Source organism: Candidatus Woesearchaeota archaeon (genome assembly GCA_021735165.1).
Classification (GTDB): domain Archaea; phylum Nanobdellota; class Nanobdellia; order Woesearchaeales; family 21-14-0-10-32-9; genus JAIPET01.
The window spans coordinates 1-18,624 of the sequence record JAIPHP010000001.1 but is presented as its reverse complement, the minus strand read 5'-3'; the positions used below and the strand labels follow the sequence as shown (position 1 = coordinate 18,624).

Sequence of the window (18,624 nt, the reverse complement as noted above, 5' to 3'; positions counted from 1 at the left end):
TCGTAGGTATGTTTTACATAATACGAAGTTTGTGGATTATCTTTGTACATCTTGTTTTTATAAGATAACGAAGGTGGATGCTTTAAATGGTTAGAGGTGTTTTGTTATGGATGTTAATTTAAATGTTGATTTTAAGGAGCTTTGGAATTCTGTTCAAGAGTACTTTGGCGGTTTGAATAGGATGGAGATTTTAGGCTATTCTTTGCTTTTGTTTGGGGTTATTTGTTTGATTGTTGGTGCTATTCTTTGGTGATAACCAAAAGCTTATATAGTATTTAATGCAGATGTATTTTATGGGTCAACAAGAAGTTTATGATTTTCTTTGTAAGAACAAAGGTAAGTGGTTTACTTCAAGGGAAATTAGTGATGCGTTGGGTGTGAGTATTGGTTCTGTTACGATGTCTTTAAAGAAGTTGAGAAAGACTAATATTATTAAGTATAAGAATACAGGGAAGCGTAATACTTACCGTTATAAAGTGGATTCCTAACGTTCATAGTATTTTCTTAGAAGTATTATTGTGGTTGTTATTAGTATTATTGTTATTAGTGTTAGTATTCCTGTTGTTGGTTCTTTGTTTGCGATTTTTTGGATGTTTGTTATGGTGTTTCCTGTAATTTTTTTTAGTTGTGTTGGTTGATTTTTATATGTTGGTTCTTTGTTTGTTTGCGTGTTTATTTGTTCTAAGATCATGGTTTGACTTTGTTTTGTTAATTGGGTTTTTGGTGTTGTTATTGTTATTTCACATTGATATGTTCCTGGTTCGTTTATGTTTATGTTTTTGTTTTGTGAGATTAATTGTTTATTTTTTGTCCATGTATATGTTTCTGTGTATTCTTTTGGTTTGTGTGTTAGTTCATATGTGCATGTGTATTCTTGTTGGTTTTTTTGGATTTGTACATTTTTTATTTCTAGGGGGTTTGTGATTTTAAGAGTTACATGCCCTGTTTGTGCACTTATTAAGGGGGTTAGCATTATTATTAGAATTATGGTTATTGTTGCAGTTTTTATTTCTTTTTTCATTTATTTCTTGTATTTTTATTGCCATTTTAATGTTTGCGGTAAATAATTAAGGTGTAGAATAAAGTTTATTTTTTTCGAGAGGGTTTTTTTGGTTCTTGGAATGCACTTTCGTAGGCTTCGTCTCCTTCGAGTTTTTTTGATATTTTTTCTTTTTGGTCTTCATATCCTGCCATGAATCCTTCTTCTTCAGGGGAGATTTCGTCATTTTCTACTAAATCTTCTCTCGCTTCGTCATCATAGACTCCTTGAATATCTTGTTCTTCTTCGTTCATATTTTGCTTTCATGCCGAGTTGTATTTAAATTTTTCGTTGGTTTATAATATATACAGCAACTTATAAATATCAGTTGTGTATTTTTATATTTTAATGATGAAATTTACTAAGATAACTATAATTAGAGCGTCTAAGCCTAAGGAGTATAATATTAATGAGCTTTTGCAGTGGTTTGGAGGCAGTTTAGGTCTTTTTAATATGAGGGATAAGGATAGAAGTTGTTTTCGTATTTTTATTACTCTTTTAAAGGATTTGAAGTCTGAAGAACCGGGGCTTTCAAGTGATGAGTTGGCTAATTTGACTAATTTATCCAGAGGTACTGTTGTTCATCATTTGAATAAACTTATGGAGGCTGGTATTGTTGTGGTTAGTAGAAATGTTTATGTTTTGAAAGTTGATAATTTAGAAGAATTGGTAGATTTTGTTAGGAAAGATGTTAATAGTGCGTTTGATTCTTTGAAAGAAATTGGTGGTAAGTTAGATTCTATGCTTGGTCTAAATAAGGAGGTTTAAGTTGGTTTTATGTGAGTTGCCTTTTGAGGCGAGGTTGAGAAGTGTTAAGGTTTTAATCAAATCTAAATCTGAAGCTAATTTTGATTTGGGTTGTTTGCCTAGTAAGAGAAGTGTTTCTGATTTGTTGAAATCGGGTATTTTGATTTTAGATAAGCCTAGCGGGCCTACTAGTCATCAAGCTGTGGATTATGTTAAGCGTGTTCTTGGGATTGATAAGGCGGGTCATTCGGGCACTTTAGATCCTGGGGTTACGGGGGTTTTGCCTGTGGCTTTACAGCAAGGTACTAGGATTACTAATGCTTTGTTGAGTGCTGGTAAAGAATATGTTTGTTTGATGCATTTGCACGGTGATATTTCTAAGGATGTTTTATTGTCTTTATTTGATAAATTTACTGGAACTATTACTCAGTTGCCTCCGAAGAAGTCTGCGGTTAAAAGGCAGAATAGAAAGAGAACTATTTATTATTTGGATTTGATTGAATTCCAAGGTAGGGACGTTTTATTTAAGGTAGGGTGTCAAGGAGGAACGTATATTAGGAAGTTGGTTCATGATATGGGGGAGTTTTTAGGGTTTGGGGCTCACATGGCTGAGCTTAGAAGGACTAAGGCGGGGCCTTTTTTTGAGAATCAGGTTGTTACTTTGCAGGATTTGGCTGATGCTTTTCATTATTATGGGATGGGTGATGATTCTTTTTTGAGAAAGTTTTTATTGCCTTTAGAGGAGGGTGTTAGGCATTTGAAGAAAATTTGGGTTCATGATTCAACTATTAATTCTTGTTGTCATGGTGCTTTTTTGAAGGTTCCTGGTATTTCAAAATTGGATTCTGATATTTTGAGAGGGGATGTTGTAGCTGTTCTTTCTTTGAAGGGCGAGTTAGTTTTGGTTGGAGAGTCTTTGTTGGATTCTTCTGATTTAAAAAATTTTGACAAAGGTTTGGCTGTTAAGACTTCTCAGGTTTTTATGAAGCCTGATGTTTATAACCTTTAATGGTTGTCTATTAGTGTTAAGTTCTAGTTTGTTAGTGAGTTTTCGTATTGGTGTATATCATTATATATTTTTATATTGTATTTGTTTAATTTGTTTTCTACTATGTCTTTGAATATGTGGTGTTTGTCTCTTGTTAGTACATCTGATGTGCTTTTTATTGCTGCTGCAACAAGTACTGCGTCACTTGGATCTTTCACTATTTTTAGTAGGCAGGGTTCTGTTTTTTGTACGTATTCTTTTTCTTTTTGTCTTTGTCCTGGTTTTACATCTATATTTGTTATCTTTAGTAAATCTGATTCTAGAAGTTTTTTTAGTGCGTGATGAATTTCAGGTTTGTGTTTTGTGATTTTTTCTAGTTCTTCTGCGTTAAAACTTGTTATGTATGCTTCATGATTTTTTAAGAAGTTTTCTAGTTTTTTTTCTTTTCCTTGTTTTAGTTCGTAGATTATGAAGCAAGTGTCTAGCAATATTGTTTTTTTATATTTTATTTCTTTTAGATTGTTTGTGTAGTGTATGTATTGGTGGATTTTCATTCTTCATCATCTACGGTGAATAATGTGGAATCGTTTACTTTGAATAATTTTATTCTTGCACCTGCATCTAACCATCCATGAGCGTAGTTAAGGGCTGCGAATGCTAATACATAATCGTTGTTTTTTTTAAAATATTTTGCGTCTGAGTAATATCTTGTTGCCATGTCAAAAAAATCTTCTGCTTCCTTTATTCTTTGTAAGTCCATTCCTCTTTCTTTTATCATTTGTATTGCGTTACCTGTTATTTTGAAGTATTTTTCTAGTTTTTCTTCTGTTATTTCTTGTTTTTTTTGGTTCATTTTCTTTTGTTTCTAACATAAAGTATTTAAAGATTGTTCACTATTCTGTGTTTGGTGGTTATTGATGGTTTCAGAAGATATTTTTCCAGATGATTATTATAAGTATGATAAACTGAAGTATAAACGTTTTTTAGATAGGTTTTCTGAGGATATTAGGAGTGCTTATAGTCAGCAGATAAGGCATATTGTTGCTGATATTAGGGTGAAGGATACTTCAAGAGTTGTTTTTTGCGGTATGGGGGGCAGTGCTATTGCAGCTATGGTTATGAAGAATTATATTGATCCTTCAGAGTTTCATTTCGAAGTTGTTAATGATTATGAGATTCCTGGTAAATTAGGCTTGGACGATTTGGTTATTATTTGTTCTTATTCTGGTAATACTGAAGAGGCTATGTCTTGTTATAAGCAGGTTAGGCGTGAGGGTTCTCAGCTAATTATTATTTCTTCAGGAGGTAAGTTATTTGATGCGGTGTCTAATGGCAGAGTTCCATTTATTAGGTTGATTAAAGATTATCCGCCCAGAGCCGCGCTTTCATATATGTTTTTTATTTTGTTGAAGTTGTTTGAAGAGGTGGGTGTCATTTCCTCAAAGTCAGAGGATGTTAGGCAGTTATTGGATCATTTGCATCGTCAAAGTTTGGATTCTTTTGCTATTAATCTTTCTGGTAAGCTGTATGGTAAGATTCCTTTGATTTATTCTAGCAGTGCTTTTTATTCTGTTGCTTATCGCTGGAAGACTCAGGTGAACGAGAATGCTAAGTCTGTTGCGTATAGTAATTTTTTTCCTGAGTTAGATCATAATGAATTGATTGGTTTTGGTAATAAGAATGCTATTTTTCATGTTGTGATGTTAACTAATGATGAAGATTCTGCACGTATGCGTAAGCGGATGAAGTTGTCTAAGGATTTGTTGCAGAAAAGGGATGTTGATGTTACTGAACTTCATCTTAAAGGTAATAAGTTAGTAAAAATTTTCAATGCAGTGCTTGCAGGTGATTTGACGACTTATTATTTGGCTTTGCGTTATAGGACGGATCCAACTCCTGTTGACGATATTGAGCAATTGAAACGTAATATGGGGCCTTATATTTAAAATATTTTTTTTAATTCTTTTTTTAAGGTTTTATTGTTTTGGATTTAGGGCATTCTTTATGATTTTTTATTGCTAGAGGTTTTATAATTATATTTTTAAAGGGCTTTTTTCTGAATATATTTTTAAAGGTTTCTTGATTCTTTTATTTTGCGCCCATGTTGCATAGTTAGGATAGTGCGTCAGATTGCGGATCTGAAGGTCGGGAGTTCAAATCAGCTAGTTGCATTTGTTGAAACAAATTTATTTTGATTTATTTTCAGGATTTGTGTTCAAAGAAATGTTTGTTGTCGGTTGTGAAAGTCTCCCCATGGGCGTCTTATATTTTTTTTGTCTAATTAGACAAGTTTTATAAATAGATGTATTTTCTTCTCAATATTGGGAGGATAACATTAGCTTCTTTCCGATGAGAGTATTTAAAATGAAAGGAAATGTAAAATTTTTTAACCAAATGAAAGGATTCGGCTTTATAGCCGCAGAAGATGGCAAAGAGTATTTTGTGCACATGTCTGATTTGAAAGACGGTGTAACAATAAGGGACAATGATGTAGTTGTTTTTGAAGTAGTTCAAGGGGACAGAGGTCCTAAAGCAGCTCATGTTTCATTAGATGATGGTTCTGCATCTACAGAAGCTCCTCAAGAAGAAGTTCAAGAGGAAGCGCCTTTAGATGACGCAAATGATGAAGCTGAAGAAACAGGAGATGATGATTCGCAAGATGATGATTCTGCTGAGGATTCGGAAGATTCTGATTCGGAAGATGATGAAGAAAAGAAAGATTAATTTCTTTCAATTTTTTTTATTTGTTCAATTATGTTTTTGTTTTGCTAATTCTAAGTAATTTCAAACAACAAAGTTGTGAGCCAATATGTTCGTATCGTTTGAACTCTCGCTCTTTTGCTCCTTCCAAAAATTGAAAATTTTTAGGGTGCTGAAGATATTTATTGCACGCTAACAAAAGAAGTTTAATACCCTTGCTTGCACAAAAATGTTCGTTCATTTTTGTTGTGCAAGAAACTTTTAGTTTCTTAGTAGACTCATAGCAGGAATTTTCATTATTTTAACCCCTTCTTTTGTATACTTTTTTTCTATGACCTACTTCTACAACATGAATTATTAATTTATTATCTATGATGTCCATAATTACTCGATAATCACCGACACGTAACCTAAAATATTTTGATCCTACTAGTTTCTTTACATGACTATGAGGCCTTATTTGACATCTTTTTATTGTAGAAATAATTCTATCTTGAACATCCAATGGAAGTTTGCTTAACTGTTTATCTGCAAAATCTGAAAAGGTTACTTCATAAGTCATCTTTTCAATCTCGCTTCAACTTGTGCAAGAGTTTTAACTCGTCCAGCTTTTATATCTTCTTCAGATTTTCTAATATTTGCCAGTGTTTGCTTAGATAATTCCATGGTGTCTTCTAATAAATCTCTGATTATGTCTTCATAACTCTCCTTATCATACATTTTACGAGATTTTAAATCTTCTAACAAATCTTTACTTACTTGAATAGTTGTAATTGCCATAGAACGTATATAAAGTGCTATAGTATATATACTTTTCGTTTTTTAGGGGTTAAATAAAATTAGACATGCTCGCTGTTATACGAGGGTGAACGAAACGAAGGGGAGTGAAAGCACAGCGTCCCCCGAGCAACCAAAGGGAGTGGAGGCGTATGACGTAGGGGCGCTCCAAATTAAAGAACAGGCAGGATTTCGTTACTTCTTTACCGCAACATACAATCCTCTATCTTTCATAAGACCATTTTTCAAATATTTAGCTTGGAAACCGTTGTCTTTCAAAATTTTAAGAAATTTATCAATATCAAAAAGACTTAATTCATTTTTGTCGCGCAAGTATCTGATGCCTTTCTTTGTTGCAATAAGAAAGTGAAAATCAAGAATGGCAATATTGCCACGCTTCTGACTATAATTCATACGACAAATCTTGACATCTGGCTCATTAACAAAATTTGCGTGCGGTTTTCCTGCCTTATATGCGTCTTTTGTGATGAAAGGTTCAATTATCAAAATGCCGCCAATTTTGAGGTGCTTTGAAAAAGAAGCTATAGTTTTCTTCAGGTTTGCATAATTTTTGACGTACCCAACAGAACTGAATAGACAAGTTACAACGTCAAACTTCTTTTTCAAATCAAAGGAAATCATATCCGCTTGTTGAAATTTCAATTTCGGAAATTTCTTCTTGGCAACTTTAAGCATATCTTTATTCAAATCAGTGCCAGTGATTTTGTAATGCTTTTTGAGAAATTGAACATGATTTCCTGTACCGCACGCAACATCTAACATTTTAGAGCCAGATGTTTTTTTGTTTTTTTGAATTAAGTCGTGGATAGTGTCTGCTTCTTTTTCATAAGGTTTCCAAGCGTAAAGTAAATCATAATATTTTGCCAACTCTCCCCACATTTTTTCTTGCTTCATATTATTCATAATAAAATAATCTTATATAAATGTTATTAGAAATCCTGCCGTCATTCAAATCAAGAGCGCCCCGAATAATATTTCTTATAACCCTTGTTAAACGAGGGTGAAGAGTGATAGTGAAAAAAGCGCAGCACCCCCTTGAGTCGAAAGAAAGACCATTCATCAAATGAGCGAATGCGATACATAAAAACGAATAATTAAAGGGGTGGAATTTTTCTATTAAATTAGATTAATTGGCTTTTTATTAATCCAGGCTTCAATATTATCTATCATCATATCATTAGCAACTCTTTTTGTGTTCCAAGTATTATATGCGATGTGTGGTGTTGCAAGTATTTTAGGGTGTTTGAGAAGTTTTTGATAATAAGAGTCATTTATATCTCCAACTTTGATACCACCTGCATCCATTGCAACTCCTACTAAAACATTATTATCTAAAGCTTTTATTATTGCAGTAGTATCATAAATTTTTTTTCCTGTAACTGTTATAAAATATGAACCTTTTTTGAGAGATAGAAAGAAATTTTCATCTAAAAGTCCTTCTGTTGTTGGATTTGAACTTAATGTATTAATAATTATATCTTTATCTTTAACTGATTCTAATAAATTATCTCCTCTTTTAAAATAATAGATATTCATTTCTAATGCTCCGCATATTTTTCCGACTCTTGAACCAACATGCCCTTTTCCTAAGATAACAACTTCTTTATCTTTTAGGCTATTTTCAATAGGTGGTAAACCTCCGTCTAGCGAAGTATTATTTATGTAAAAAGGGAACCTTCTTAGTAAGTTAAAAATCATACCAATAATCCATTCAGAGACAGCAACTCTATTGCATCCTGGACTTTTAGATACAACAATATTCTTTGTTTGTAAAATTTCTTTATCAAAAAAATCAACACCAACAAAAGGAAGAGAAATGAATACATTTTCTAAATCTTGATATCTTTCCTTTAGTCCAAATTTTCCTCCACAGATAATATCTGCGTCCTTAACTCTTTCAAACCATTCGTCAGGAGTTTTTGACCATTCTTTATAAAAAGTTACATCACCAAGTTTTTTTAATCTTTCAACTTGGTCTGGAAATAAATCAAGATCTAAAGGAACTACTATTTTTAACATATTATTTGCTAATGATTGAATATATAAAAAGCTTTTTAAAAAATTACACTCCCTCCTCAAATTTTAAGTCTTTCTTTCGATTCTGTATAATGCCTGTTAAATGAGCCTAACGAAACGAAGTGGAGTGAGAGCGCAGCGTGGTGCGGAGTGAAAAGAAGTAAGTAATTTTTCATGCCTGTTAATCGAACTTAAGAATTCTGCAAAATATCATTTGATTTGGAATATTATCAAATACAGGAGAATAAAAATACAAATCTTGATATTTGCCAATATATAATTTACTATCTTTTACAATTAAAGTCATTGACACATTCCCAACTAATTTACTTCTGATATGTTCATAGAAATTATGCCTAAAAGGAGTATCTGGTTCATCATGTTTCATCCACTTTCCTTTTGGAGCTTTATCGTTTAGAAAATCTTTAAGGTCATCCAAAAGTCCATCTTCCCAGCCAATTTGAATTAATGATGAAACTTCGTGAGGAACCCAACATAAAATATTGGCATTATTTAGATTACTCTGTTTAATTAGAGATTCAAATACACTTTTTACAGAGGTAAATTCTTCTTTTAATTCTAATTTAATTTCTTTGTCAATGACTTGCATAATGATAGTAAATTATTGATATTTATATAAACTTTGCTTCTGAGGGCATGAAAAATTATTTCATTTAAACCTTGTATGTTTAGTATGACGCAACGAAGTGAAGTGAAAGCGCAGCACCCCCTTGAGTTGAAAGTCAGCCCGTTACTTCTGTAATAATAAATCACTATAAGAAACTGAAATCAAATCTTCTTGAGAAATCTTAAATAAATCAAGGAAAAATTGACATTGTTCAAGCAATTTATCTTTTCCGATTGTACCATCATTATCAATAGCTTCAATTTCAACAAAAGTCCCTAAATCTTCAACTATATCAATATGAAATTTCACATTATCGATAAAATAAATTTCTCTCTGTTTATCAACCACGACTAAAACGCCAAGAGCCTTAGTTAAAATTTCTTTCAATGAAGATTTAGGGTTTGATTTAAACAAAGTAACATCAGATTGTTTAGGACCTTCTTTGTTTTCTCTTTTATAATGAATAAGATGATTTTCGATTTTTCCTTCTCTTAATTTTAATCTACCATTATCGACTTTAAAGTATGTATCAATCTGGCGGTCAACACCTTTAAAGTCAGCATTCTTTGATTTTAAGATTTCTCTTATCTCATCTTGATTATTAGATTTAGCTTTGATTTCAATATTTACATGTGTCATGGTAATTTAATTTCAGTTAGATATTAAAAACATTTCTATAGGGCTGACTTTCAATTTCATATAACATTGGGCTTAAGGGAAGTTTTTTTCTCCTCCACGAACGTAGTGAGTGAGAGCTGAGAAAAAAATTTGGGAGAGCGAAGTGCAACGAGCGAACCCTTTAAGCCCTGTTAAATGAGGGTGAGCGAAGCGAAAGGCTGCAAGCCGTCCCCGAGGATTTGCGAAGCAAACCGCAGAGTTAAGAACTTGCCCGAAACAATTATAAATATAAAAGAACTTTTGCTTTGTATGGAAGAAAAAAAGAAAAAAGTTGGTGTTGGATTTGGTGTAATGATTCTAAAAGACAATAAAGTATTACTTGGTAAACGCCACGAAGATCCTGAAAAAGCATCAAGTTTATTGAATGGTGCAGGAACATGGACTATGCCTGGAGGCAAATTACATTTTGGAGAAACATTTGAAGAAGGTGCAAAAAGAGAAACTATGGAAGAAACCGGAATCAAATTAAAAAATGTTGATGTAATTTGCGTTAATAATGATATGGTTGAGACTGCACATTTTATCACAATAGGATTATTTTCTGATGCTTTTGAAGGAGAACCTCAGGTATTAGAACCTGATGAGATTACTGAGTGGCGTTGGTTTGATTTAAACGAATTACCAAATCCAATTTATTTTCCAAGTGCAAAAGTTCTTGAAAACTATAAAGCAAAAAAGTTCTATGTATCTAAATAGGGCAAGTTCTTAATTTCATTTAACATTGGGTTTAGATGAACTGTTTTTGCGTAGCAAAAAAGTTTCGGAGACGACGAGTTGCAAACGAGGAGTTTCTAAACCCTGTTAAATCGCCCGACGACTGAAAGGAGGAGAGTGCAACGAGGTTTAGGTTTTTCAATAGCTTTTTCGTGTCTTATTTTCGTGTTATACGAAAAAGGGCAGGAAGAAGATGCAGCAAAACTTCGTACAATACGAAGACAAGTTCTGGGGGATGCAACTTGATGCTTTTTTGAAATAAAAAGCTGTTGTCGCTGATGCTATCCCTTAGCGTGGCTATGAAAAATCCGATTTAACATCAGGATTTAGAGAAGTTTCTGGAGCGAAGCGGAAGAAATTTGGGTGGAAGAAACTGCAAGTTTCTGAAACCTCTAAATCCTTGTTAGTTGCGTCACGAAGTGACCGAGGGATAACTGCAAGTGGTTTTTTGCGAAGCAAAAAAATACCGAAGAGTATTTTTCTGGGGGCGTACAATCAATTATCTAGTAATGATTAATTGTTCCATTTCTTCAAGCATCTCTTTTATTTCCGGTTTTTCAAAATGTTTTCTTGCAGGGTCCAATATTTCAATTATTGCTTCTGCAACTCCATTTTTTAAATCCATAGGATGTAGTTTTTTTTCAATAAAGTCTTTTTCTAAATCCTCATAGCTATTGTAATCTAAGTTTCCTCCAAACTTATCAGGTCTTTCAACATGAAGATTTCCTTTTATTGGAAAGACTAAACTTTTAGACCAATCAAGAACAGGATTAAATTCTGCTTCACCTTCAGGACAAAATGCTTTCTTCATTTTTCTTCTAATTTCTTCAGGAGAATCGTGAATGAAAACACAAGTATCTGGTTTAGATTTACTCATTTTTAGTGTAGACCAAAGTTCTTGCATTCTTTCTTTTGGAAGTGGCCATTCAGGAGGTTGACCTAGGCCTAAAATTAAATGATGATGAACTGCTGAAGGTTTAATCACATTTCCATTAATATCTTTTAATGGTTTAAAAGATAATTTTTCTGCAACATCTCTTCCAATAACTTGTGCTTTTCTTTGGTCTAAACCTGCTTGTGGCATGTTTATACCTTGAACAAAAATGTCTGCCACTTGCATTGGTGGATAAATGAGTTTAGCAAAATCAACTTTGCCTCCTTCTTTTCTACCCATTATAGTAATACTTCTTTCAACTCTTGATAAACTTGTATTTTTACTAACATCAATCATAGTTAACCAAAAGTCATCGTTATTGTGATATAAATCTGAACCTAAAACAAATTTAATTTTTTCAGGATCTCCACCAACGCATTTCAAACTTGCTTTTAATCCTTCTTCGAAATATCTAACTGCCACTTTTTGGATGACTTTTATATCTCCACCAAGTTTATCATTAATCCAACTATGCCAGTCTGCAAGAAAAACCGAACAGTTTACTCCTGCATCAATAAAGTCTTTAACTTTTGACATACACATTAAACCAGTACCTAGATGAATTTTCCCAGATATTTCAAATCCTATGTAATGGTTGATTGGTGTTCCACTTTCAATAAGTGTTTTAAGACTTTCTTCAGTTAAAATTTCTTCCGTATTTCTTTTGATTAGTTTTAGTTTTTCATCAGTATTCATTTTGAACCTCCTGTGAGAATTTTGAATGATTGTGAATGCAATTAATAATAGTGATAACTATAAGAATTAAGATACAATTTTGAAAAAACTTTGCTTTTCGCATTCATAATTTTAAAGAGATGCTTGAAGTTTATAAGTTTTACGCCCCTTAGCCCCCAGAAAAATATTGCAACTAACATCTATTAGATGAATGAGTTTTTCGTTTAATTCGGAGGTTTTGCGGTTTATTGAAAGTTAAGTATTTATTAATGTTTGATTTGAAAGGTTTATGGTTGGAGAATTTAAGGTTTGGGAGGATTTGGAGGCTTTGATTGTTGAAAAATTAGTTTTGAAAGGATATAGTGTTAAGACAAGGAAAGCATATTTGTATCATATTAAGGATTTTTTGGAATACTTTGGTTTTGTTTCTCCTAATAATTTTGGGGGGTATGGTGTTATGAAGAAAAGGTACTTGCTTTATCTTATTAATAGGGGTTTGGCTTCTGAATCTGTTCGTCTTGCTAGTGCTAGTATTGATTTTTATTTGAAAAATGTTGCATTTGTTGATGTTGAAAAAATTGATATTCCTAAGCGTAAAAAAAGTTTGCCTTTGGTTTTGTCTAAAAATGATATTAGGTTGTTGATAAATTCTTTGAATAATATTAAGCATCAGTTAATCATTGAGATTTTATATTCTTCTGGTTTGCGTGTTGGGGAATTGATTAATTTGAAATTTGAGCATGTTGATTTTAAGAAGGGTTTGATTCGTGTTGTTTGGGGCAAGGGTGGTAAGGATAGGTTTACAATTGTTAGTTCTAAAACTTTAAGGAGGCTTAAATTGTTTGGTAAAAAATTTGATTTGAAGGGGTTGGTGTTTAGGGGTAGGAAAGGAAAATATTCTGTTAAGGGTGTTCAGCTTGTTTTGGAAAAAGCGGCTAAGTTGGCGGGTTTGAACAAAAGAGTCACGCCTCATATGTTAAGGCATAGTTTTGCTACGCATCTTTTAGAGTCGGGTGTTGATTTGAGGAAGATTCAAATGATGCTTGGTCATTCTTCTTTGAGTACTACTCAGATTTATGTGCATGTTGCTTCCTTAGAAATTGAGAAGATTAGGAATCCTTTGGATTGAAATGTTTTTTTAGTGGTTGTTTAATTCATTTCTCCTGCGTCGTATCTAAGGATTGCTACAAATCCTCCCATGTCTTTTATTTGGGTTCCTTCTCTTGTTTCTGTGCTTACGATTTCTACGTTTGTTCCCATTTGGTCTGCTTCTTTTATGAATTCTTCTGTTGTTTCTTCGTCTATTATTTCTGATATTATCATTATGTCTACTGCGCCCATTTTTATTAGTCTCATGCAGTCATCTTTTCCATATGTTGTCATTCCGGGTGTTTTTGAAAGCAAGTTGAAAAATTTTTGTATTAGTCTTTTTTCTTCTACTACTGATTCTTCTGATAAGACATTTTCTGATTTTTCTAGTAGTTCTTGCAGGCCGAATTCGTCAGTGTATGAGAGGTCTTGTATTGTTATTATTTTGTCTTTTAGCGCTTGTGTTAGGAAGTTTCCTTCTGCAAATTCGTATTTTGTTGGGCCTGGTCCTCCTAGTAGTATTCCTTGCAGTCCTTCCATTTCAAAGAATTGATCTTTCATCATTTCTGCTATTTTGTTGTAGAATTCTTTTGCTGCTAGTTCTCTGTTTCTTGCGAATCTTGCAGCGGATTGTCCTCCTGCTCTGAATTTTCCAGGTACCATGCTTTCTGTTGAGGATAGGGGGATGATTGTTTTTCCTTTTAGTAGTGCTATTGTTGCTTCTCTTCTATCCATTGCTACTAGGCCGTAGAATTCTTTGTCTGTTAGCATGTCTTTTAATGGTTCTAAGACGAATTCTTTGTCGCAGCGGTATAGTCTTTGGTTTAAGGGCAAGGGGGGTTCTATGCTCCATACTTGGAAGTCTTGTTTTCCTTCATTTTCTGATACGTTTCCTGCAAATATTGCTAGGCCGTGGCCTGGCGTTTTTGGAAATAATTTTAGGTGTTGTATTATTTTTTCTAGTGCACCTATTACGTTATCTCTGGTTTGTTTGCTTTTTATGTTTGTGGCTGTTCCTTGTTCTTCTGATATGTGTGTTGTTATTTTGTTTAGGTCGTAGCCTTCTGGTATGTATACAGATACGAGCTCTGTTCCTCTTCCTCTTCTTCCTTCTAGTTCTTTGAGGAATTTTTTTAGTTTGTATTTCTCTTTTTCGTTAATTTTTTCGGCTTTAGTCATATTATGTTTGGAAAGAATTGGGATTTATAAATCTGGTTGTTTGTTGTGTTGTTTTTTTGTATTTTTTTGTGGTTTTTGTGTTGTGGTTTTTGTATTTTTTTAGTTGTTTTGGTTTTTGTGTGTGTGGATTTTTTTGGTGGGACTGGAAGAGTAATTTTCATCATTCTAGTTTTTTAAGAAGTTTTGTTATGTTTTTTGCAGTGTTGTCCCAGTTGAATATTTGCGTTACTGTGGTTCTTCCTTTGTTTCCTATTTTTTTGGCTAGGTCTTTGTTGTCGATTAGTAGTTGCATTATTTTGTATAAGTCGTAGCTGTCTTTTTGTTTTATTAGGAATCCGTTTTTGTTTTTTTGTATGTAGTCTTTTATGAAGCCTACTGCTGTGCTTATTACAGGGGTTCCTGATGACATTGCTTCTATTGTTGATAGGCTTGTTGTTTCTGTTAGGCTTGTTGTAACATATATGTCTATTAGGTTTAGGTATTTTTCTGGTTCGTTTGTTCTTTCTATTAGTATTGTATTTTTTGTTTGTCTTATTTTTTGTTTGATTCTTTCAAGCCCATCTCCTATGATTATTAGTTTGACTTTTTCATTGTTTTTTTGAAGCCAGTTGAATGCTCTTAGTAGTGTTAATAGGTCTTTTTCTTCTGCTATTCTTCCATGGTTTCCTATTAATGTGTAGTTTTCTGGGTTTATTTGTTTTTTTATGTCTTCTATTTCGTTTTGTTCTTTTTCTGTTCGTTCTTTTAGTGGTTTGAATTGTTGTGAGTTTACGCCTAGGTGCACTACTTCTTTGTGCGTTCTTATGTTTTGCCAACTTAGGGTTTCTTTTGTTCCTTCGCTTGGTACTATTAGCAAGTCTATTTTATTGTATATTATTTTTGTGTAGATTTTCATTAGGGGGTATAAGAATTTTTTTAGTAGGATGTTTTTTGTTGCAAGGGGTGCTAGTTCCCATTCTATGCTGTGGGTGTATGCCGCTATTGGTTTTTTTTGTTTTTTTGCTTGTAGTATTGTTGGCAGGCCTATTGGGCCTATTGTTTGTGTGAATATTATGTCGTTTTTTTTAACTTCTTTTTTTATTGTTTTTATGTCTAATTTTGCTGCTTGGTAGTCTCCGTATTTTATTTTGGAGAGTGGTATTCTTATGTGTTTTATTTCTTTGTGGTTTGTGTTTCCAAAGTCAGGGCTTATTATTGTTATGTCATATTTGTTTTTTATTCGGGGTATTATCTCGTTTAGGAATCTTGCTATTCCGTCCCATCTTGGTAAATAATTATCTGTTGCGACGAGGAGTTTTTTCTTTTTGGTTTCTTTTTCCATTTTTTTGAAGTGTTTTTCTTTGTTTTTTTTTGTGCCAAAAACCATTGTTTCTGTGCATTTAGGGGGGGTGATACACAAAAATCAAAACTGATTTTTGTGTGCAAGAAACTTTTAGTTTCTTAGCAGACTCGGAGCAGCGATTTTCATTATTTTATTTTGTAAAATATTTCGGCTAGTTTTTTCTTGTATATTAGTCCTGCTATGAATGCTCTTACGTATACTCCTAAGTATAGTAGGTTTACTTCGTATGTGTGTGAAAATATGTTTATTTGGCTTTTGAATGCGTGTAGTGCTTTTATTTTTGCTTTGAATTGTGTTGTTATGTCTATTACTAGTACTGGGGTTTTTCTTTTTTTTAGGTTCCATAGTTGTGATATTTCAAAGCTGTATATTTCGATGTTTTTTTGTGTTTTTTTTGGTAGTTCGTTGTATGCGTCTAGTACTGTTTGGTATACTGCTCTGTGGTCTGGGTGTATGTCGTCTTGTGAGTGTGTGAATATTTTTTCTGGTTTTAGTTCGTTTATTTTTTGTTTTATTAGTTTGTGGGTTTGTTTTGTTTTTGTTTCGTTTTTTATTTGTCCGTCTGTGTGGTCGTAGAATGTTATTCCTTTGCCGCCTATTATGTTTTCTGCTTCTTCGCTTTCTTTTATTCTCATTTCTTTTACGTAGTCTTTTTTTAAGTGGAAGTGGCTTAGTTCACCGTAAGAAAATATTATTGTGTGCGCTTCGTATCCTTTTTCGTTGTATTTTTTTATGGTTCCTCCCGCTCCAAGTATTTGGTCGTCAGAGTGCGCACATATTATTAGGATTGTTTTCTTTTTTTGTGTTTCTTTTGGTTTTTTTTGTGGTTTTGTCATTTTTTTATTTGTTTTTGATGTTGTTGTTTATATTTTTTTATGCTCGGGGTTGTTTTTTGTGTTTGTTTTTGTGTTGAGGCGTAGTTTTCTAGAATTTTTTGTTGTGTTCTTGTTTTTTTTGTGTTTTTTAGTTTGATTGTTAGTTGGTTTGTTATAATAATCAAAATTTTTATATACTTGTGATTTTTCTTTTTTTTTAGTTTAGGTTAGTGCACTGGTAGTCTAATGGTAGGATAGCGGCCTTCCAAGCCGTTGGTCCGGGTTCAAATCCCGGCCGGTGCATTTTATTTTTCTTTTTGCAAGGATTAAATTTCTTTGGGTTGTGTTTAGCTGTTTGTTAGCTGTTTGTTAGCTGTTTGTTTGTGGTTTGTTTGTTGTTTTTTAGTGGTTTGTTGTTTGTTAGCTGTTTTTTAGTGGTTTGTTGTTTTTTAGTGATTTTTTGATAGTTGGTGCGAGTTGTTGTTCATGTCTTTGTTAGGTGTTTGTTGTGTTTTTTTTTCGAAGTATTTTTATATTCTATTGTTTATGTGGTTTTGTATGGTAACTAAAAAAAAGAATAAAAAAGTTAAAAGTTCAGTTAGTAGTAAAGAAGGTGCAAAAACTTGTCCTAGTGAAGCAATGGCAATTCTTGGTTTGGTTTTGAATATTCTTATTTTGCCAGGTCTTGGTTCTTTGATTAATAATAGGATTAGGGAAGGTATTTGGCAAATTGTGTTGGTTATAGGTGGTTTGATTATTGGTATTGGTTTGACTTTGACATTAGTTGGGGCTATTATTGGAATACCTATTTTGGTTGGCGCGCCTTTAGCAGGTTGGATTTGGGGCATCTTTACTGGTGTTAACTTAGTGCAAGAAGCTACAAAATAATTTCACAAAATAATTTATTTTTTTTGAATTTTTTTTGGTTTCTTTTTTTGGTTTCTTTTTTTGTTTTGCTCTTTTTGGTTTCTTTTGTTTTGCTCTTTTTGTTTTTGGTTCTTTGTGTGTGTTAAGTTTTTTATGAGTTCCTTTTTTTTGTTTTTTTTGTTTTGATTTTTTCGTTTTTTTCTTGTTTTATTTTATGTTCGAAAGCTTTATAAATACCTTAGATTTCCCATATTTCACGTCGTTTAGACGCATCACCTCCAATTCTGCGACTGTGTCGCCCTTTGGGTGCTCAGGAGAATTAGCAAAGTATATTCATCGTATCTGATGCTTGCATCAGGTATGCGCAAAAGAACTGATTAACAGTAAATTTTTTTGGTTCATACGAAAAGCTATTATGGTGTAATAGTATTAATGTATGACCCGTAACCTTGCTAATTGACGATTTCTTAAAGAAGAAAGTCTGAATATTAAATAAAATATAATGCGATCGTATAAACGTAATACAGGATTGTTTGAATACCCGTTGATCCTGCGGGAGATTGCTGCTATTGGGATTCGACTAAGCCATGCAAGTATCCTAGTAATAGGTGCGAAAGGCTCAGTAACACGTCGCTAATCTGCCCTAAGGTCAGGGATACCTACGGGAAACTGTGGTTAATACCTGATAAGGAATGTATACTGGAATGTTTCATTCTCTAAATTCGGGCCTTAGGATGAGGCGGCGGCCGATTAGGCTGTTGGCGGTGTAAAGGACCACCAAACCAAAGATCGGTACGGGCCATGAGAGTGGTAGCCCGGAGAGGGACACTGAGATACTGGTCCCAGCCCTACGGGGTGCAGCAGGCGCGAAACCTCTACAATGCACGCAAGTGTGATAGGGGGATCCCAAGTGCTCAAGCACTGCTTGGGCTTTTGCTAAGTGTAAATAGCTTGGCGAATAAGTGGTGGGAAAGACCGGTGCCAGCCGCCGCGGTAACACCGGCGCCACGAGTGGCAATCGCGTTTATTGGGCCTAAAGCGTCCGTAGCAGGTTCTGTAAATCTCTTGTGAAATTGCTCCGCTTAACGGAACAGTGTGCAGGAGACACTACAGGGCTAGAGACTGGGAAGGGTCAGAGGTATTCCTGAGGGAGCGGTAAAATGCTATAATCTCAGGAGGACCGCCTGTGGCGAAGGCGTCTGACTAGAACGGATCTGACTGTGAGGGACGAAAGCCAGGGGAGCAAACCGGATTAGATACCCGAGTAGTCCTGGCTGTAAACGCTGTGAGCTAGGTGTCGCGTATTCTACGGGAATGCGCGGTGTCGAAAGGAAGCTAATAAGCTCACCGCCTGGGAAGTACGGTCGCAAGACTGAAACTTTAAGGAATTGGCGGGGGCGCACCACAAGGGGTGC

The 18,624-nt window shown here is 33.8% G+C and carries 25 protein-coding genes, 1 tRNA gene and 1 rRNA gene; 11 read left to right on the top strand and 16 right to left on the bottom strand.

The window, feature by feature from the left end; all coding sequences use genetic code 11:
* Positions 1-106 precede the first annotated feature (106 nt).
* Together K9L97_00135 and K9L97_00130 are read left to right on the top strand one after the other, a co-directional pair.
* Complete coding sequence (locus tag K9L97_00135) at positions 107-253, top strand: hypothetical protein (protein MCF7871424.1); 147 nt, start codon at positions 107-109, stop codon at positions 251-253.
* A 40-nt stretch (positions 254-293) separates the two neighbouring features.
* The gene (locus K9L97_00130) at positions 294-488 is read left to right on the top strand and encodes a winged helix-turn-helix domain-containing protein (protein MCF7871423.1); all 195 of its coding nucleotides are present in this window, start codon (positions 294-296) and stop codon (positions 486-488) included.
* On the opposite strand, the gene K9L97_00125 is transcribed toward K9L97_00130, so the two are convergent.
* Both K9L97_00125 and K9L97_00120 read right to left on the bottom strand, forming a co-directional pair.
* Positions 485-1,021, bottom strand: coding sequence for a hypothetical protein (locus K9L97_00125; protein MCF7871422.1), 537 nt, complete (start codon positions 1,019-1,021; stop codon positions 485-487). The genes K9L97_00130 and K9L97_00125 overlap by 4 nt on opposite strands.
* A 65-nt stretch (positions 1,022-1,086) precedes the next feature.
* Positions 1,087-1,293 carry a hypothetical protein gene (locus K9L97_00120; protein ID MCF7871421.1) on the bottom strand — a complete coding sequence of 69 codons (207 nt, stop codon included), beginning with the start codon at positions 1,291-1,293 and terminating at the stop codon, positions 1,087-1,089.
* A 94-nt stretch (positions 1,294-1,387) separates the two neighbouring features.
* Here K9L97_00120 and K9L97_00115 point away from each other — a divergent pair, with 94 nt between their 5' ends.
* A complete protein-coding gene (locus K9L97_00115; GenBank protein MCF7871420.1) occupies positions 1,388-1,807 on the top strand; it encodes a winged helix-turn-helix domain-containing protein in 420 nt (139 codons plus the stop codon).
* A gap of 1 nt (position 1,808) precedes the next feature.
* Entirely contained in the window at positions 1,809-2,795 is a 987-nt protein-coding gene (locus K9L97_00110; GenBank protein MCF7871419.1) for an RNA-guided pseudouridylation complex pseudouridine synthase subunit Cbf5, read from the top strand.
* Between the two features lie 23 nt (positions 2,796-2,818).
* On the opposite strand, the gene K9L97_00105 is transcribed toward K9L97_00110, so the two are convergent.
* Together K9L97_00105 and K9L97_00100 are read right to left on the bottom strand one after the other, a co-directional pair.
* Positions 2,819-3,328, bottom strand: coding sequence for a hypothetical protein (locus K9L97_00105; protein ID MCF7871418.1), 510 nt, complete (start codon positions 3,326-3,328; stop codon positions 2,819-2,821).
* Complete coding sequence (locus tag K9L97_00100; GenBank protein MCF7871417.1) at positions 3,325-3,627, bottom strand: DUF357 domain-containing protein; 303 nt, start codon at positions 3,625-3,627, stop codon at positions 3,325-3,327. Before K9L97_00100 ends, K9L97_00105 begins: the two co-directional genes overlap by 4 nt.
* Before the next feature lie 64 nt (positions 3,628-3,691).
* On the opposite strand from K9L97_00100, the gene K9L97_00095 reads away from it, so the two are divergent.
* Positions 3,692-4,720, top strand: coding sequence for a bifunctional phosphoglucose/phosphomannose isomerase (locus K9L97_00095; GenBank protein ID MCF7871416.1), 1,029 nt, complete (start codon positions 3,692-3,694; stop codon positions 4,718-4,720).
* A 418-nt stretch (positions 4,721-5,138) separates the two neighbouring features.
* Positions 5,139-5,498, top strand: coding sequence for a cold shock domain-containing protein (locus K9L97_00090; protein ID MCF7871415.1), 360 nt, complete (start codon positions 5,139-5,141; stop codon positions 5,496-5,498).
* Positions 5,499-5,775: 277 nt separating this feature from the next.
* Here K9L97_00090 and K9L97_00085 read toward each other — a convergent pair whose 3' ends face one another.
* The 6 genes from K9L97_00085 to K9L97_00060 all read right to left on the bottom strand — a co-directional run bounded on the left by K9L97_00085 (position 5,776) and on the right by K9L97_00060 (position 9,555).
* Positions 5,776-6,036 (bottom strand): type II toxin-antitoxin system RelE/ParE family toxin, encoded by a 261-nt coding sequence (locus tag K9L97_00085; GenBank protein ID MCF7871414.1) that lies wholly within the window; start codon positions 6,034-6,036, stop codon positions 5,776-5,778.
* A complete protein-coding gene (locus K9L97_00080) occupies positions 6,033-6,254 on the bottom strand; it encodes a hypothetical protein (protein ID MCF7871413.1) in 222 nt (73 codons plus the stop codon). Before K9L97_00080 ends, K9L97_00085 begins: the two co-directional genes overlap by 4 nt.
* A gap of 192 nt (positions 6,255-6,446) precedes the next feature.
* A complete protein-coding gene (locus K9L97_00075; GenBank protein MCF7871412.1) occupies positions 6,447-7,166 on the bottom strand; it encodes a class I SAM-dependent methyltransferase in 720 nt (239 codons plus the stop codon).
* Positions 7,167-7,388: 222 nt separating this feature from the next.
* Positions 7,389-8,291 (bottom strand): hydroxyacid dehydrogenase, encoded by a 903-nt coding sequence (locus tag K9L97_00070; protein MCF7871411.1) that lies wholly within the window; start codon positions 8,289-8,291, stop codon positions 7,389-7,391.
* Positions 8,292-8,469: 178 nt separating this feature from the next.
* Entirely contained in the window at positions 8,470-8,898 is a 429-nt protein-coding gene (locus K9L97_00065) for a YjbQ family protein (protein ID MCF7871410.1), read from the bottom strand.
* Positions 8,899-9,039: 141 nt separating this feature from the next.
* On the bottom strand, positions 9,040-9,555 hold the full coding sequence (locus K9L97_00060) for a class IV adenylate cyclase (protein MCF7871409.1): 516 nt from the start codon (positions 9,553-9,555) through the stop codon (positions 9,040-9,042).
* A gap of 288 nt (positions 9,556-9,843) precedes the next feature.
* On the opposite strand from K9L97_00060, the gene K9L97_00055 reads away from it, so the two are divergent.
* Positions 9,844-10,290, top strand: a complete 447-nt coding sequence (locus K9L97_00055) for an NUDIX domain-containing protein (protein MCF7871408.1) — start codon at positions 9,844-9,846, stop codon at positions 10,288-10,290.
* A 517-nt stretch (positions 10,291-10,807) separates the two neighbouring features.
* Here K9L97_00055 and K9L97_00050 read toward each other — a convergent pair.
* Complete coding sequence (locus K9L97_00050) at positions 10,808-11,938, bottom strand: tyrosine--tRNA ligase (protein MCF7871407.1); 1,131 nt, start codon at positions 11,936-11,938, stop codon at positions 10,808-10,810.
* A gap of 268 nt (positions 11,939-12,206) precedes the next feature.
* Between K9L97_00050 and K9L97_00045 the strand changes: the two genes are divergently transcribed.
* Entirely contained in the window at positions 12,207-13,046 is an 840-nt protein-coding gene (locus K9L97_00045; GenBank protein ID MCF7871406.1) for a tyrosine-type recombinase/integrase, read from the top strand.
* Between the two features lie 20 nt (positions 13,047-13,066).
* On the opposite strand, the gene prf1 is transcribed toward K9L97_00045, so the two are convergent.
* From prf1 to K9L97_00020, 5 genes are all read right to left on the bottom strand, one after another.
* Entirely contained in the window at positions 13,067-14,185 is a 1,119-nt protein-coding gene (prf1, locus tag K9L97_00040) for a peptide chain release factor aRF-1 (protein MCF7871405.1), read from the bottom strand.
* A complete protein-coding gene (locus K9L97_00035; GenBank protein MCF7871404.1) occupies positions 14,182-14,349 on the bottom strand; it encodes a hypothetical protein in 168 nt (55 codons plus the stop codon). Before K9L97_00035 ends, prf1 begins: the two co-directional genes overlap by 4 nt.
* Positions 14,346-15,551, bottom strand: a complete 1,206-nt coding sequence (locus K9L97_00030) for a glycosyltransferase (protein MCF7871403.1) — start codon at positions 15,549-15,551, stop codon at positions 14,346-14,348. The genes K9L97_00035 and K9L97_00030 overlap by 4 nt, the downstream gene beginning before the upstream one ends.
* 101 nt (positions 15,552-15,652) lie before the next feature.
* A complete protein-coding gene (locus K9L97_00025; GenBank protein ID MCF7871402.1) occupies positions 15,653-16,363 on the bottom strand; it encodes a PIG-L family deacetylase in 711 nt (236 codons plus the stop codon).
* A complete protein-coding gene (locus tag K9L97_00020) occupies positions 16,360-16,527 on the bottom strand; it encodes a hypothetical protein (protein ID MCF7871401.1) in 168 nt (55 codons plus the stop codon). The genes K9L97_00025 and K9L97_00020 overlap by 4 nt, the downstream gene beginning before the upstream one ends.
* A 47-nt stretch (positions 16,528-16,574) precedes the next feature.
* On the opposite strand from K9L97_00020, the gene K9L97_00015 reads away from it, so the two are divergent.
* The 3 genes from K9L97_00015 to K9L97_00005 form a co-directional block, all read left to right on the top strand.
* Positions 16,575-16,645: transfer RNA gene (locus K9L97_00015), tRNA-Gly, on the top strand.
* Positions 16,646-16,900: 255 nt separating this feature from the next.
* Positions 16,901-17,230, top strand: a complete 330-nt coding sequence (locus K9L97_00010; GenBank protein MCF7871400.1) for a hypothetical protein — start codon at positions 16,901-16,903, stop codon at positions 17,228-17,230.
* Positions 17,231-17,746: 516 nt separating this feature from the next.
* A 16S ribosomal RNA gene (locus K9L97_00005) occupies positions 17,747-18,624 on the top strand; the annotation flags it as partial.

Excerpts from the sequence above, each read along its gene's own strand:
- K9L97_00135 (MCF7871424.1), top strand. The coding sequence starts at position 107 with ATGGATGTTAATTTAAATGTTGATTTTAAGGAGCTTTGGAATTCTGTT.
- K9L97_00130 (MCF7871423.1), top strand. The coding sequence starts at position 294 with ATGGGTCAACAAGAAGTTTATGATTTTCTTTGTAAGAACAAAGGTAAG.
- K9L97_00125 (MCF7871422.1), bottom strand. The coding sequence starts at position 1,021 with ATGAAAAAAGAAATAAAAACTGCAACAATAACCATAATTCTAATAATA.
- K9L97_00120 (MCF7871421.1), bottom strand. The coding sequence starts at position 1,293 with ATGAACGAAGAAGAACAAGATATTCAAGGAGTCTATGATGACGAAGCG.
- K9L97_00115 (MCF7871420.1), top strand. The coding sequence starts at position 1,388 with ATGATGAAATTTACTAAGATAACTATAATTAGAGCGTCTAAGCCTAAG.
- K9L97_00105 (MCF7871418.1), bottom strand. The coding sequence starts at position 3,328 with ATGAAAATCCACCAATACATACACTACACAAACAATCTAAAAGAAATA.
- K9L97_00100 (MCF7871417.1), bottom strand. The coding sequence starts at position 3,627 with ATGAACCAAAAAAAACAAGAAATAACAGAAGAAAAACTAGAAAAATAC.
- K9L97_00095 (MCF7871416.1), top strand. The coding sequence starts at position 3,692 with ATGGTTTCAGAAGATATTTTTCCAGATGATTATTATAAGTATGATAAA.
- K9L97_00090 (MCF7871415.1), top strand. The coding sequence starts at position 5,139 with ATGAAAGGAAATGTAAAATTTTTTAACCAAATGAAAGGATTCGGCTTT.
- K9L97_00085 (MCF7871414.1), bottom strand. The coding sequence starts at position 6,036 with ATGACTTATGAAGTAACCTTTTCAGATTTTGCAGATAAACAGTTAAGC.
- K9L97_00080 (MCF7871413.1), bottom strand. The coding sequence starts at position 6,254 with ATGGCAATTACAACTATTCAAGTAAGTAAAGATTTGTTAGAAGATTTA.
- K9L97_00075 (MCF7871412.1), bottom strand. The coding sequence starts at position 7,166 with ATGAAGCAAGAAAAAATGTGGGGAGAGTTGGCAAAATATTATGATTTA.
- K9L97_00070 (MCF7871411.1), bottom strand. The coding sequence starts at position 8,291 with ATGTTAAAAATAGTAGTTCCTTTAGATCTTGATTTATTTCCAGACCAA.
- K9L97_00065 (MCF7871410.1), bottom strand. The coding sequence starts at position 8,898 with ATGCAAGTCATTGACAAAGAAATTAAATTAGAATTAAAAGAAGAATTT.
- K9L97_00060 (MCF7871409.1), bottom strand. The coding sequence starts at position 9,555 with ATGACACATGTAAATATTGAAATCAAAGCTAAATCTAATAATCAAGAT.
- K9L97_00055 (MCF7871408.1), top strand. The coding sequence starts at position 9,844 with ATGGAAGAAAAAAAGAAAAAAGTTGGTGTTGGATTTGGTGTAATGATT.
- K9L97_00050 (MCF7871407.1), bottom strand. The coding sequence starts at position 11,938 with ATGAATACTGATGAAAAACTAAAACTAATCAAAAGAAATACGGAAGAA.
- K9L97_00045 (MCF7871406.1), top strand. The coding sequence starts at position 12,207 with ATGGTTGGAGAATTTAAGGTTTGGGAGGATTTGGAGGCTTTGATTGTT.
- prf1 (MCF7871405.1), bottom strand. The coding sequence starts at position 14,185 with ATGACTAAAGCCGAAAAAATTAACGAAAAAGAGAAATACAAACTAAAA.
- K9L97_00035 (MCF7871404.1), bottom strand. The coding sequence starts at position 14,349 with ATGATGAAAATTACTCTTCCAGTCCCACCAAAAAAATCCACACACACA.
- K9L97_00030 (MCF7871403.1), bottom strand. The coding sequence starts at position 15,551 with ATGGTTTTTGGCACAAAAAAAAACAAAGAAAAACACTTCAAAAAAATG.
- K9L97_00025 (MCF7871402.1), bottom strand. The coding sequence starts at position 16,363 with ATGACAAAACCACAAAAAAAACCAAAAGAAACACAAAAAAAGAAAACA.
- K9L97_00010 (MCF7871400.1), top strand. The coding sequence starts at position 16,901 with ATGGTAACTAAAAAAAAGAATAAAAAAGTTAAAAGTTCAGTTAGTAGT.